13 protein-coding genes and 1 other RNA gene are annotated in these 12268 nt (G+C 66.1%); 10 read left to right on the top strand and 4 right to left on the bottom strand.

Annotated features, from left to right (window positions below; translation table 11 throughout):
* Positions 1-21: 21 nt before the first annotated feature.
* The gene (locus ACSQ3Q_RS15420) at positions 22-1389 is read left to right on the top strand and encodes a TIGR03862 family flavoprotein (protein WP_436135228.1); all 1368 of its coding nucleotides are present in this window, start codon (positions 22-24) and stop codon (positions 1387-1389) included.
* A 120-nt stretch (positions 1390-1509) separates the two neighbouring features.
* Here ACSQ3Q_RS15420 and ACSQ3Q_RS15415 read toward each other — a convergent pair whose 3' ends face one another.
* Positions 1510-2130: a hypothetical protein gene (locus ACSQ3Q_RS15415; protein ID WP_436135227.1), complete on the bottom strand. Its 621-nt coding sequence runs from the start codon at positions 2128-2130 to the stop codon at positions 1510-1512.
* On the opposite strand from ACSQ3Q_RS15415, the gene ACSQ3Q_RS15410 reads away from it, so the two are divergent.
* Positions 2117-2359, top strand: a complete 243-nt coding sequence (locus ACSQ3Q_RS15410; protein ID WP_436135226.1) for a hypothetical protein — start codon at positions 2117-2119, stop codon at positions 2357-2359. The genes ACSQ3Q_RS15415 and ACSQ3Q_RS15410 overlap by 14 nt on opposite strands.
* Positions 2360-2570: 211 nt before the next feature.
* On the opposite strand, the gene ffs is transcribed toward ACSQ3Q_RS15410, so the two are convergent.
* Positions 2571-2667: signal recognition particle sRNA small type (gene ffs / locus ACSQ3Q_RS15405), an RNA gene on the bottom strand.
* A gap of 190 nt (positions 2668-2857) precedes the next feature.
* On the opposite strand from ffs, the gene dnaX reads away from it, so the two are divergent.
* The 6 genes from dnaX (at position 2858) to ACSQ3Q_RS15375 (ending at position 8399) form a co-directional block, all read left to right on the top strand.
* Positions 2858-4930 carry a DNA polymerase III subunit gamma/tau gene (gene dnaX / locus ACSQ3Q_RS15400; RefSeq protein WP_436135225.1) on the top strand — a complete coding sequence of 691 codons (2073 nt, stop codon included), beginning with the start codon at positions 2858-2860 and terminating at the stop codon, positions 4928-4930.
* Between the two features lie 164 nt (positions 4931-5094).
* Positions 5095-5427, top strand: a complete 333-nt coding sequence (locus tag ACSQ3Q_RS15395) for a YbaB/EbfC family nucleoid-associated protein (RefSeq protein WP_056163744.1) — start codon at positions 5095-5097, stop codon at positions 5425-5427.
* A gap of 275 nt (positions 5428-5702) precedes the next feature.
* On the top strand, positions 5703-6293 hold the full coding sequence (gene recR, locus ACSQ3Q_RS15390; protein ID WP_436135224.1) for a recombination mediator RecR: 591 nt from the start codon (positions 5703-5705) through the stop codon (positions 6291-6293).
* Between the two features lie 117 nt (positions 6294-6410).
* Positions 6411-6836: an MAPEG family protein gene (locus ACSQ3Q_RS15385; protein WP_436135223.1), complete on the top strand. Its 426-nt coding sequence runs from the start codon at positions 6411-6413 to the stop codon at positions 6834-6836.
* Positions 6837-7012: 176 nt separating this feature from the next.
* The gene (locus tag ACSQ3Q_RS15380; RefSeq protein WP_436135222.1) at positions 7013-8065 is read left to right on the top strand and encodes an ABC transporter substrate-binding protein; all 1053 of its coding nucleotides are present in this window, start codon (positions 7013-7015) and stop codon (positions 8063-8065) included.
* 181 nt (positions 8066-8246) lie between these two features.
* Positions 8247-8399 carry a DUF3096 domain-containing protein gene (locus tag ACSQ3Q_RS15375; protein WP_436135221.1) on the top strand — a complete coding sequence of 51 codons (153 nt, stop codon included), beginning with the start codon at positions 8247-8249 and terminating at the stop codon, positions 8397-8399.
* Positions 8400-8449: 50 nt separating this feature from the next.
* On the opposite strand, the gene ACSQ3Q_RS15370 is transcribed toward ACSQ3Q_RS15375, so the two are convergent.
* Together ACSQ3Q_RS15370 and gloB are read right to left on the bottom strand one after the other, a co-directional pair.
* Positions 8450-10006 carry a transglycosylase SLT domain-containing protein gene (locus ACSQ3Q_RS15370; protein ID WP_436135220.1) on the bottom strand — a complete coding sequence of 519 codons (1557 nt, stop codon included), beginning with the start codon at positions 10004-10006 and terminating at the stop codon, positions 8450-8452.
* The gene (gene gloB / locus ACSQ3Q_RS15365; protein ID WP_436135219.1) at positions 10003-10779 is read right to left on the bottom strand and encodes a hydroxyacylglutathione hydrolase; all 777 of its coding nucleotides are present in this window, start codon (positions 10777-10779) and stop codon (positions 10003-10005) included. The genes ACSQ3Q_RS15370 and gloB overlap by 4 nt, the downstream gene beginning before the upstream one ends.
* Here gloB and ACSQ3Q_RS15360 point away from each other — a divergent pair.
* Together ACSQ3Q_RS15360 and rnhA are read left to right on the top strand one after the other, a co-directional pair.
* The gene (locus ACSQ3Q_RS15360; protein WP_436135218.1) at positions 10778-11713 is read left to right on the top strand and encodes a class I SAM-dependent methyltransferase; all 936 of its coding nucleotides are present in this window, start codon (positions 10778-10780) and stop codon (positions 11711-11713) included. The two genes, gloB and ACSQ3Q_RS15360, sit on opposite strands and share 2 nt — an antisense overlap.
* Positions 11710-12159 carry a ribonuclease HI gene (rnhA, locus tag ACSQ3Q_RS15355; RefSeq protein WP_436135217.1) on the top strand — a complete coding sequence of 150 codons (450 nt, stop codon included), beginning with the start codon at positions 11710-11712 and terminating at the stop codon, positions 12157-12159. The genes ACSQ3Q_RS15360 and rnhA overlap by 4 nt, the downstream gene beginning before the upstream one ends.
* Positions 12160-12268 lie beyond the last annotated feature (109 nt).

The following is a 12268-nucleotide window of genomic DNA, read 5'->3' as shown; positions in this document are numbered from 1 at the left end:
ACCCTACCCAAAGGTCTTTTCATGCCCGCTACCACCCCTTCTTCGCCCGACGCCGTGGCCGACCTGCACTGCGATGTCGCCGTGGTCGGGGGCGGCCCCGCGGGGCTGATGGCGGCCGAGGTGCTGGCGCAAGGCGGAGCGTCTGTGCACCTGTTTGATGCGATGCCTTCGGTGGGGCGCAAGTTCTTGCTGGCCGGCAAGGGCGGGTTCAACCTCACGCACTCCGAGCCGCACGAGACCTTCATGGCGCGCTACGCAGAGCGTCAGCCGCAGATCGAGCCGCTGCTGCAAGGCTTTGGCGGCCCCGAGCTGCGCAGCTGGGCGCAAGACCTGGGCGTGGAGACGTTCGTAGGGACTTCAGGCCGCGTGTTTCCGGCCGACATGAAGGCCGCACCGCTGCTGCGGGCGTGGCTGCAGCGTCTGCGGGGGCAGGGCGTGCAGTTTCATATGCGCCACCGTTGGCTCGGCTGGGCGGGTGACGGCGCGCTGCGGTTTGCGGCACCGGGTGCGGGGGGTGAGCCCACGGAGTCGACAGTGCGGGCACGCGCCGTGGTGCTGGCCCTCGGCGGCGGCAGCTGGGCGCGCCTGGGGTCGGACGGCGCCTGGGCGCCCTTGTTGTCCGAGCTTGGTGTGGCCGTGGCCCCGCTGCGCCCGTCCAATTGCGGCTTTGATGTGCTGCGCTCCGCTGCACCCACCGGCGAGACCCGCCGCGAATTCCTGCAAGAGCTGCTGGGCCGCGCGCCCACCCCCACCGTGGGTTGGACACCGCATTTTGCCGAGCGCTTTGCGGGCCAGCCCTTCAAGACGGTGCAGCTGAACTTCACCGACAGCCAGGGCAAAAGCTTCAGCCGCCGTGGCGAGTTCGTCGCCACCGCTACGGGTGTGGAAGGCAGTTTGGTCTACGCCGTATCGCACCTGCTGCGCGACGAGTTGCAGGCCCACGGGCACGCTACCTTCCACCTCGACCTGCTGCCCGACCACACCCCCGAACGCGTGCTGGTGGAAGTGCGGCATCCGCGCGGATCGCGCTCGCTCTCCAGCCACCTCAAGAGCCGCCTGGGGCTGGAAGGCATCAAGGCCGGCATCCTGTACGAACACCTGGGCAAGGACGGCGTGAATGACCCTGTGGCCTTGGCCCACGCCATCAAGGCCCTGCCCATCACCGTCGTCGCCACGCGCCCGCTGGACGAAGCCATTAGCACCGCCGGCGGAGTGACCTTTGAGGCGCTCGACGCGAACCTCATGGCCACGGCCCTGCCCGGCGTCTTCTGCGCCGGCGAAATGCTCGACTGGGAGGCCCCCACCGGCGGCTACCTGCTCACCGCCAGCATGGCCAGCGGCCGCGTGGCAGGCGAGGGCGCGCGGCGCTGGCTGGCACAGGGCGTTTGAGGAGGAAGGCGCGCCGGTGAAAACCGGCGCGTTCTCAACGCGAGAGCACCCGTGGATCCGGCTTCGCCGGTCCACCGGGTGCGTCCCCCTCGGGGGGAAGACGCGCAGCGTCTCAGGGGGTCAAAATTTAGCGCGGTAGTACAGCATCGGCCCGCCTTTGCGCGCCCGCAGCACCAGTTTGGACCCGCCTTGCAACTGCACGCCGATGGCCCCGAACTCCGGCACCAACCCCCGCGTGCGCGACGAGGCCCACTGCACTTCGACCCGTGTGCCATACACCGGTTGCTGCTGCTGCCAGATCAGCCCCATCGCGTCGGGTGACTGGGCCGCAAACCGCGGGGTTTGCGCCCAGGCCGACACGTCCAGCTGGCGGCCGCTGTCCAGGCGCGAACGCCACCGCACGCCCAGGTCCAGGCTGGTCGGCGTGGCGGGGCCGTTGAAGTTGCCGCTGGTGTTTGCCAGCGCGCTGGCCGAGGGGGCTGCCGATGTAACGCCCAGCGAAAAACCCAGGCTCCGCGGCGCCTCTGGCGTGAGCCAGCGCGTGACGTCGATGTGCTGCGTGGCATTGGCGAATCCGCTGGCGCCCCCTGCGCGCTGCGCGGAAGCACCCCAGTTGGTGTCGCCCAGGTTGGGCAGCACGAGGCTGTTGACCTCATACGCAGACAACGGTGCCGCAGAGCGTGTTTCCTCCTGCAGCGCCGCCATCGTCTCTTCGCCAAACGCGGAGGTGTCTGTTGCCATTGCCGGGCTTGCAAGCGCTGCGCAAAAGCACGGTGCGATCAGGGAACGGATCCAGGGGGTGGCGGTTCTTTGCCGCTTGCGCGAGACAAAGGCAATGCGAGAAAAACAAAGCTTTTTCGCCACGGTGTGGCGGATGGAAGTCACCTGCGCTGGGTTGCGGTTTGGCATGGCGGCACCCGTGAAAAGAAGGGATGAAGCGATGCAACAAAGTGTGCTTGGGACTGCCTGACCCGCGCAGTCTCGAATGCCTCAAAACCGCGTGGGAAATCACTGACACCATGGTGGCACGGCGTGCGGCCCAACGCCAGCGGCAAGCCAAAGCATCAATGGCAAAGGGGGCTTGAGAGGGTGGTGGACTTAAGCCAGGGCGGCACGAGAGGCCCTGGCGATCCTGGCGCCGGCAGCATCGGGTGCAGCCAAACGCAGAGACAGAAAAAGAAGTTGACGAGCCTTACCCCCGGCACTGACTCCACAGTTAGGGCTGCTTGGTTCCCCACCTGACCCGGTTGGCCGCTTCACCATGCGAGGAGGCCCGTCACCAGCAATTGTACGCTGGATGCGAAGCCCACTTTTCTTGGTGGCGCATCACGATGGGCGGGGCGCAAGACACAGGTTCACGTCCACCCAGCCCCGCCTGATCCGCCGCCTTCCCAATCCCCGGATAGCACCGGCCCGCATCACCCCTGCGTCTGCCGAGGCCGTCAGTCCAACCCGTAGAATCGACCAAATGTCCTATCTCGTGCTCGCCCGCAAGTACCGTCCCCGCAATTTCACGGAAATGGTGGGGCAAGAGCATGTGGTCCAGGCGCTGTCCAACGCCCTCACGCAGCAGCGTCTGCACCACGCCTACCTGTTTACCGGCACGCGGGGTGTGGGCAAGACCACGGTGTCGCGCATTTTGGCCAAGTCGCTCAACTGCCAGGGGGCCGACGGCAACGGCGGCATCACCGCCACGCCCTGCGGCGTGTGCCAGGCGTGTACCGACATCGACAGTGGCCGCTTCGTGGACTACACCGAGCTCGATGCGGCCTCCAACCGCGGCGTGGACGAGGTGCAAAGCCTCCTCGAGCAAGCCGTGTACAAGCCGGTGCAAGGGCGCTTCAAGGTCTTCATGATCGACGAAGTGCACATGCTCACGAACACGGCGTTCAACGCCATGCTCAAGACGCTGGAAGAGCCGCCCGAATACCTCAAGTTCGTGCTGGCCACCACCGACCCGCAGAAGGTGCCGGTCACCGTGCTGTCGCGCTGCCTGCAGTTCAACCTGCGGCCCATGGCGCCCGAGACGGTGCTGGAGCACCTCACTGGCGTGCTCGCCCAAGAAAACGTGCCGGCTGAACCGCAGGCCTTGCGCCTGCTGGCCCGCGCGGCGCGCGGCTCGATGCGCGATGCACTGTCGCTCACCGACCAGGCCATCGCCTTTGGCAGCGGCCAGTTGCAAGAGGCAGGCGTGCGCCAGATGCTGGGCGCGGTGGACCGGACATACGTTTTCCGCCTGATCGACGCCCTGGCGCACGGCGATGGCAAAACGGTGGTGGAGACCTCCGACGCGCTGCGGGTCAACGGCCTGTCTGCTGCGTCCACGCTGGAGGAGATGAGTGCGGTCCTGCAGCGCATGGCGGTGTTCCAGGCCGTGCCGCAAATGGCCGCTGCCGTGGATGCCGACGACCCCGAAGCCGCGGAAACCGCGCGGCTCGCCAGCCAGATGCCCGCCGACGAAACACAGCTGCTGTACAGCCTGTGCCTGCACGGGCGCGGCGAGCTGGGCCTGGCGCCCGATGAGTACGCCGCCTTGACCATGGTGCTGCTGCGCCTTCTGGCCTTCAAGCCCAGCGGCGAATCGGCTGAAAAAAAAACTCTAACGCGGGCTGAAACGACGTCGGCGCAGGTGCCCGCTGCGGTGGCACCAGCGGCACCAGCGGCACCAGCGGCCTCGGCGACTCCTGCCGTGCGGCCCGCACCGCCACTGCTCACGACGCTCGCAGCGCCGACAGCAACCCCCGTACCGCCCGCCGCGGCACGCACGGCGGCAGCTCCTGCGTCGTTAGCAGCAGCAGCGCCACCAGCACCCGAGGTGTCTGCATCGGATGATGACGCGTCGTCCGAGCCGCCTCCGTGGCCCGGGTCTGACGAAGAGGCTGGCAGTGCGACTGCGGTAGCACCGGCGGCGGCCCTGGCAAATGTTCAGGCAGACCGCGCCGCGCAGACCGCGCCTGTTGCCCACGCCCCCGTCATGGCGCTCCCTGTCCGAAATGCCGGAAGTTTTGAGCAAAATTTGCCCCCTGCGCAAGCAGGACAAGCGCAGGGCGCTCCTGAATTCGTAGCAATCCCCGTGCGTCTCGCACCTGAGCCTGGATCGCGCCTGCAGCCCACGCCCCATTCCGCGCCCGTGCCGGTATCGGCGCGCTACACGCCCACCGAAGAGGGTGATCTGTGGCACACGACGGTGCAGCAACTGGTGGCGGCCGAAGCCATCAGCGCCCTGGTGCGCGAACTCGCCCTGCAGTCGCAATTGGTGGCGCGCGACGGCGGCCACTGGCTGTTGCGGGTGGAGCGCGAGTCGCTCAACCAGCCGACTGCACGCGAGCGCCTGCGTGCCGCCCTGGAGAGCGCCGGGCACGCAAGCCAGATCAGCGTGGAGCTGGGCATGGTCATCGACAGCCCTGCGCGCCGCAACGCGGCCGCCGCCGCGGAACGCCAGCGCCGGGCCGAGGAGATCGTGGCGAACGACCCCTATGTGCAGTCGCTGATGCGCGACTTCGGCGCGAAAATCGTGCCGGGGAGCGTCAAGCCGGTGTGAGCCATGATGTTGGCGACGCCACTCGTCCCACGGTGCAATCGCTGCGGCCCTGCGCGTCCCGGGCACTGCCCGGAGGGCGCAGACCAATGAATCGCTGATACCGAATTCCAATCTCCCTTTCGCGGGGAATCGATCAACCCAAAAGAAAGCAAAGGAACCTACCCATGTTCAACAAAGGACAACTCGCCGGCCTGATGAAACAAGCCCAGGCGATGCAGGACAACCTGAAGAAGGCCCAGGACGAACTGGCATTCGTTGAAGTCGAAGGCGAATCGGGTGCCGGCCTGGTGAAGGTGGTGATGACCTGCAAACACGACGTCAAGCGCATCACCATTGACCCAAGCCTGCTGGCTGAGGACAAGGACATGCTGGAAGACCTGGTGGCTGCGGCGTTCAATGCCGCGGTGCGCAAGGCGGAGGAGACTTCGCAGGAGAAGATGGGCAAGTTGACGCAAGGGATGCCAGGCCTCCCCGGCGGCATGAAATTCCCGTTTTAGTTCTCTGGCTAGCGAGCGGGCGATCTGCGTCGTTGGGCGGTGCTCGGAATCCTCACGTACAGGAAGTACGTTCCGGTTCCTGTGCTCCGTCCGCCTAGCAGCTCATCCCGCCCGCTACGCCCTGGAGGGTGGGGTGTGAATACCGATTTATTTGGACGTCTTTTTTGCGGTCCATTGAGCTTTTGCAGTGCCGCCGTGTCCTCCAAACCGTCCGGGCTGAGGTTGTTGAAGCCTGCTCCCCAACCCGCTTTTTTTTTTGAATCGCTTGCCAATCCATGTCCTCCGCCAACTCCCTTGATGCGCTGATCCAGGCGCTGCGCCGTTTGCCGGGGGTGGGGGTGAAGTCTGCGCAGCGCATGGCGTTTCATCTTTTGCAGCACGACCGCGAGGGCGCGCAGGTGTTGTCGCAGGCGCTGCATGAGGCCGTGGGGTCGGTGCACCATTGCGCGCGCTGCCATACGTTCACCGAGGCGGAGGTGTGCAGCACCTGCCTTGACCCATCGCGCGACGGGTCGCGGTTGTGTGTCGTGGAGACGCCGGCGGACCAGGCGGCGATGGAGCGGACGGGGGCTTTCAAAGGGCTGTACTTTGTGCTCATGGGGCGGCTCAGTCCGCTGGATGGGGTGGGGCCCAAAGAGATCGGGCTGCAAAAGCTCATGCAGCGCGCGCTCGATGAGGGCGTGCAGGAAGTCATCCTGGCCACCAATTTCAATGCCGAGGGCGAGGCCACGGCGCATGTGATCAGCGAAGTGCTCAAAAGCCGTGGTGTGCACGTAACCCGGCTGGCGCGCGGGGTGCCGGTGGGCAGCGAGCTGGAGTACGTGGACCTGGGCACCATCGCGCATGCGCTGGTAGACCGCCGGTGAGACCCAAGAGCCTGTTCAAAGTCTTTTCATGGGGGCCGCATGCCCGCTAGAATACTCACAATTTAATAGCTATCAGCGCTTATTGGATAAGCGCTGGCGGCCAAAAAAGCTTCAAAAATGAACACCACCATGCACGTCGCACGGTTCACGGTCGCCTACTGGTGCGTGCTGATCGCAGCGCTGCTGCCGCTGGCTTGCGCCTGGCTGGCCAAGAGCGGGCACTTGGGCAAGTCGCGCAAGGAGGGCGGTTTTGACAACCACGACCCGCGCGCCTGGATGGGACGCCAGACCGACTGGCGCGCACGCGCCAACGCGGCGCAGGCCAACAGCTTCGAGTCCCTGCCGTTTTTCATCGGCGCGGTGATCATTGCGCACCTGCTGGGCGCGGGCCAGACACTGCTCGACATCCTGGCGTTTCTGTACGTGATGCTGCGGGTGTTCTACATCCTGATGTACGTGTCCGACATGCCCACCGTGCGCAGCGCGGTCTGGACGGGGGCGTTTCTGGTGAACGTCGCGATCCTGTTCGTGGGCTATCGCTGAGCCTGCGGCAGGTTCCTGCTCCGCGCCAGGCGCTCCGCCCCACTGGTGCGGCCTTCCGCGTGCAGTTGATGCACTGCCTTTCCGGTAAGTAGAAACCCGCTGGGAATCCCCCTGATGCGGCCGGGCCCACTCTGCGGCACGATTGTTGCGGTGCAACAATCACCTATCCTGATCCCATGACTCGTCCTTTGCTTACCCGCCGTGCCTTTGGCGCACTGTCAGCTGCCTCTGCGGCCACAGTGTTTGCGCCCGCTGCCGTGCGGGCGCAGGCCGAACCGATGTCCTTGGGCCGCGTGACGATAGCGGTGGGCGGGCAGGGCACCCTCTATCACCTGCCACTCGCGCTGGCAGACCAGCTTGGTTTCTTTCGCGCGGAAGGGTTGGACGTCACCGTGCGGGATTTCTCGGCCGGCGCGCTGGCCCTGCAGGCGGTGCAGGAGGGTGTGGCTGATGTGTGCGCCGGTGCGTTCGAGCACACGCTGCGCCAGCAGGCCCGCGGCCAGGTGTACCGCTCGCTGGTGGTGCAAGGGCGTGCTCCGCAATTGGCCCTGGGCGTATCGCAGCGCTCGTTGCCTTCATTCAAGGACCTGACAGACCTCGCAGGGCGGCGCATCGGGGTGTCGTCCGTGGGGTCGTCTACTCATCTGGCAGCCAGTGTCACGCTGGGCCGCGCCGGACTGGGCCCCAAGGATGTGTCGTTTGTCGGCGTCGGGTCAGGCACGGCGGCACTCAATGCGCTGCGCTCCGGCCAGGTCCATGCCCTGTGCCATGCAGACCCGATCATGACTTTGCTGGAGCAAAAGGCCGACACGCGCATTGCGGGCGACATCCGCTCGCTCAAGGCTGCGCAAGAGATTTTTGGGGGCAATATGCCTGCGAGCTGCCTGTATGCGCCGCAGGCTTTTCTGCAAAAAAACGCGCCCCAGGCGCAGGCACTGGCCAATGGCATCGTGCACGCGCTCAAGTGGCTGCAGACCGCCGCGCCGGCGGACCTGGTCAAGGCGGTGCCGGTGGGGTATCTCATGGGGGACCGGGGGCTGTACCTGGCGGCGTTTGGCCGTGTGCGCGAGACCTATTCCACCAACGGCCTCATGGCCGACGACGGCGCCGCCACGGCACTGCGTGCGCTGGCCCGGGTACATCCGGAGCTCGGGGATTTCAAGGTGGACCTGGCGCGCACCTACACCAACGACTTTGTGCGCAAGGCGCGGCAAAAATTCAACGTGTGAATTCAAGGTTTGGGGGCATGTCGCGGGCGGCGCCTACAGCAGACGGGCGCCTGTCCTGCGAGACTCGAACCGGCGACCTGATGGACTACAGTCCTTCGCTCCGCGTGCCGTGCAGACGCATGGTGCCCGTGGTCCGCCACCCGTTCCATTCTTCGTTCTTATTTCCATCAAGGATTGCGCCATGACGTTCAGCCTCAGCATCGGTCCCCTCGTTTCCCTGATTGCCGGCATCCTCATCCTGGTGATGCCGCGCCTGCTCAGCACCATCGTGGCGGTCTACCTCATCGTCATGGGCGTCCTGGGCCTGCTGGGCATGCACGCGCTCAAGTTCTGACGCAGACACACCCGCGCGGCGCGGCAATAAATGCCCGCCGCGCCCAATGGCTAGCGGCGCTTGACCTTGGACGGGGCGCCACCCTTGCGCGAGGGGGCTGCAGCAGCGCGTTTGCTGTTGCTACTGGTGTTGTTGCCCGCGGTGGCGCGCACGGTGCCTGCCCGTGGGCTGGCGCTGGCCCGCGCTGCCTGCACCGGCAGGTACACCACGATCTGCTGCCCCAGTTTGAAAGCAGCGTTGGCGCGCACGTCGTTCCAGTCGGCCACGTTAGAGGCGGCCAGCTTGTAGCGCCGAGCGATGCTGGCCACGGTTTCACCCTTGCCGGCGCGCACCATCGTCTTGCGTGTCACCACCTCGGGGGCAAAGGCCAGTTGGCCGTTGTCCGCCAGGTGGGATGACACGTCCTGGCGGATGGCGGCCGAGCGCGGCACCATCAGCGCCGAGCCGGCCTTGATGAGCATGCGTGGCGGAATGTGGTTGAGGCTGCGCAGGTCGTTCTCGCTCATGCCAGCGCGCTGTGCGGCTTCGGCCACCGTCATGTTCGAAGGCACGGTCCATACCGTCCAGCTGGCGTACTGGCCTTCGCGGCGCGCTTCCAGATTGCGCTGAAACACCTTGGCGTTGTCCCACGGCAGGAGGATGCGCGGTGTGCCCGCGGCCAGGATCACGGGCCGGTGGAACGATGGGTTCAGGGCGCGGAAGTCTTCTTCGCGGATGCCTGCCAATTGCGCCACCAAAGCTACGTCGATGTCGTGCGTAACGTCCACCGTCTGGAAATACGGGTGGTTCTCAATGAGTGGCAACTCGGTGCGGAAGGCCTCCGGGTTGGCCACGATGTTCTTGACCGCCTGCAGCTTGGGCACGTACATGCGCGTTTCGGCCGGCATGTTGAGGTCGGTGTACGAGGTGCCCAGGCCCTGCTTCTGGTTGCGCGCAATGGCGCGGCCCACGCTGCCTTCGCCCCAGTTGTAGGCGGCCAGGGCCAGGTGCCAGTCGCCGAACATGCCGTGCAGCTTTTGCAGGTAATCCAGCGCGGCGCGTGTCGAGGCGAGCACGTCGCGGCGGTCGTCGCGGAAAGCGTTCTGCTTGAGGTCGAAGTAGTTGCCCGTGGCCGGCATGAACTGCCACATGCCGGCCGCCTTGGCGCTGGACACCGCTTGCGGATTGAAAGCGCTTTCGATGTAGGGCAGCAGTGCCAGCTCGGTGGGCATGCCGCGGCGTTCCAGCTCTTCGACGATGTGGAACAGGTACTTGCTCGAGCGCTCGGTCATGCGCTGCATGTAGTCGGGCCGGCTGGCGTACCACTGCTCGCGGTCCTGCACCAGCTCGTGCTGCAGGTCGGGCATAGCAAAGCCGCGCCGGATGCGGTCCCAGAGGTCGGCGGGGGCCGAGAGCGAAGCCACCTCGCCGCTGGACGCCTGCGTGGCCGTGATCGGGCGCAGGGGGCCGTTGGGAATGACGGGGGTGTGGGGGGCGCGGGCCGCAGGGGCGTTGGCCGAAGGGGTGGCAGTGCCGCTGGTGGCGGTGTTGTCTTGCGGTGTGCCTGTGGTGGCACAGCCTGTGAGCCAGACGGCTGCAGCCAGGCAGGCAATGTGCAAAATTTTCATCGGAACTCGTTCTTCCATTGGCGCAGCGCGGCCAGTACCGCTACGGCGTCTTCTTGGTGGACCTGCGCGTCGAAAACCTGGGCCGCATGGGCCACGTCAGGTTGCCGCACGCGCAGGAAGGGGTTGATCTCTCGCTCCAGTGCCATGCGCGAAGGCAGGGTGGGCTCGTTGCGGGCCCGCAGCGATTCGCACTGGGTGCTGTAGTGGAGCAGCGCGGTGTTGCCAGGTTCCACAGCGCGCGCGAATTTCAGGTTGGACAGGGTGTACTCGTGCGTGCAGCACACACGGGTGTCACCGGGCAGGGCAGCGAGCTGATCGAGCGATGCAAGCATCTGCGCAGGCGTGCCCTCGAACAAGCGGCCGCAGCCGCCAGAGAACAACGTATCGCCGCAGAACAGCAACGGGGCGCCGTCAACGGCCGGGCAGTAATACGCAATGTGGCCTGCCGTGTGGCCAGGCACATCGATCACTTCAAAGCGCAGGCCCAGGGCATCTACGGTGTCGCCCTGTGCCAGCCGCACCACCGGCTCGGGAATCCGCTCGCGTGCCGGGCCGTACACCACAGCGCCTGTGGCATCGCGCAGTGCATCGACCCCACCGACATGATCGGCATGGTGGTGCGTGACTAGAATGGCCTTCAACTGCACGCCAAGCTGCTGCAGGGCCTGCACCACGGGCGCGGAATCCCCGGGGTCTACGACGACCGCCTGGTGCCCGTCGTGCAGCATCCAGATGTAGTTGTCGGTAAAGGCGGGCAGTGGCAGCAAGTTCATGAGCGATCAAATTATAGGTTTGCACCACTGGTTCGATTCCCCGCCGGGCCGGTACCTGCTGGCGTGGGAGCAGGCACGCTTCGATGAAGCGGTGGCGGATATTTTTGGCTACCACAGCCTGCAGCTGGGCATGCCGCTGCTCGACAGCCTGCGCGCCAACCGCATGCCACACCAGTGGCTGGCGCTGGGGCAAGAGGGGGTGACGGGTGTGGCGGGTCATGGGGCGGCGCCGTTGCGAGGCGAAGTCGACCCCGCACAGGCACCGCTGCGTGCCATCCACCTGCTGGCCGAGCCGGTGGCCTTGCCCTTTCCCGAAAGCAGCCTTGACCTGATCGTGCTGCCCCACACCCTGGAGCTGAGCATCGACCCCCACGCGGCGCTGCGCGAGGTGGAACGGGTGCTGGTGCCCGAAGGGCGGGTGGTCATCAGCGGGCTCAACCCGATCAGCCTGTGGGGCCTGCGCCAGGCGCGTGCCCGGCTGTACCAGCGCATGGGCAAGGGCACGCTGTACCTGCCCGATGTCGGTGAATTCATCGGCTACCGCCGCCTGCGGGACTGGCTGCGGCTGCTGAGCTTTGAGGTCGAGTCGGCCCAGTTTGGCTGTTATCGTCCCGCCGTGCGCAGCACCCAGTGGCTGGACCGTTTCGGCTTCATGGACCCGCTGGGCGAACGGTGGTGGCCAATCTTTGGGGCGGCCTACTTCATGGTGGCGGTAAAGCGTGTGCACGGCATGCGGCTCCTGGAGCCCGCATGGCGCAGCCACCGCCAGCGCGCCGCGGCTGCCGTGCCAATTGCCAACCGCGCGCATGCGGCCGCCGCAGTGCCGCAAGGCCCGCACATGCCCGTTGGCACGGCCCACGGGCCAGCCGGCACCAAAGCGGACTTCACCCCACGCCGCGACAGAATCAAAAACACAAGCAGGAAATCAGTTTGAACCAGGTCGAGATATACACAGATGGCGCCTGCAAGGGCAACCCGGGCCCCGGCGGATGGGGTGTGCTGCTGCGCGCCGGCGATACCGAAAAAGAGCTTTTTGGCGGGGAGCTGGGCACCACCAACAACCGCATGGAGCTGATGGCTGTGATCGAGGCGCTGTCGGCGCTCAAGCGGCCCTGCGCCGTCACGCTGTACCTCGACAGCGAATACGTGCGCAAGGGCATCACCGAATGGATCCATGGCTGGAAGGCCAAGGGCTGGCGCACGGCGTCCAAGCAGCCGGTCAAGAACGTCGAGCTGTGGCAGCGGCTGGACGCGCTGGTCAGCACGGGCGGCCACCGCATCGAATGGCGCTGGGTCAAGGGCCACTCGGGCGATCCGGGCAATGACCGGGCGGATGCACTGGCCAACAGAGGTGTGGACCAGGCGCGAGGGCGCGGTTGACCCTTGACGTTGTTCGCTGGTTCTCAAAGGCTCCAACGGGAGCCTTTTTCCATTCTGTGTTGTGTAAAGCCTGCGTAAAACCACCGAATTGACCTTGGGGTCGAGTTGG

Source organism: Acidovorax sp. LjRoot129, from assembly GCF_964253765.1.
Classification (GTDB): domain Bacteria; phylum Pseudomonadota; class Gammaproteobacteria; order Burkholderiales; family Burkholderiaceae_C; genus Acidovorax.
The sequence above is the reverse complement of the archived record's forward strand: the minus strand, read 5'-3'. Positions and strand labels throughout refer to the sequence as shown.

Bases quoted from the DNA above. Each gene is read 5' to 3' on its own strand.
- ACSQ3Q_RS15375 (WP_436135221.1), top strand. From the start codon at position 8,247: ATGACGTTCAGCCTCAGCATCGGTCCCCTCGTTTCCCTGATTGCCGGC.
- ACSQ3Q_RS15370 (WP_436135220.1), bottom strand. From the start codon at position 10,006: ATGAAAATTTTGCACATTGCCTGCCTGGCTGCAGCCGTCTGGCTCACA.
- ACSQ3Q_RS15415 (WP_436135227.1), bottom strand. From the start codon at position 2,130: ATGGCAACAGACACCTCCGCGTTTGGCGAAGAGACGATGGCGGCGCTG.
- ACSQ3Q_RS15360 (WP_436135218.1), top strand. From the start codon at position 10,778: ATGAGCGATCAAATTATAGGTTTGCACCACTGGTTCGATTCCCCGCCG.
- ACSQ3Q_RS15380 (WP_436135222.1), top strand. From the start codon at position 7,013: ATGACTCGTCCTTTGCTTACCCGCCGTGCCTTTGGCGCACTGTCAGCT.
- ACSQ3Q_RS15385 (WP_436135223.1), top strand. From the start codon at position 6,411: ATGAACACCACCATGCACGTCGCACGGTTCACGGTCGCCTACTGGTGC.
- recR (WP_436135224.1), top strand. From the start codon at position 5,703: ATGTCCTCCGCCAACTCCCTTGATGCGCTGATCCAGGCGCTGCGCCGT.
- ACSQ3Q_RS15420 (WP_436135228.1), top strand. From the start codon at position 22: ATGCCCGCTACCACCCCTTCTTCGCCCGACGCCGTGGCCGACCTGCAC.
- ACSQ3Q_RS15395 (WP_056163744.1), top strand. From the start codon at position 5,095: ATGTTCAACAAAGGACAACTCGCCGGCCTGATGAAACAAGCCCAGGCG.
- dnaX (WP_436135225.1), top strand. From the start codon at position 2,858: ATGTCCTATCTCGTGCTCGCCCGCAAGTACCGTCCCCGCAATTTCACG.
- gloB (WP_436135219.1), bottom strand. From the start codon at position 10,779: ATGAACTTGCTGCCACTGCCCGCCTTTACCGACAACTACATCTGGATG.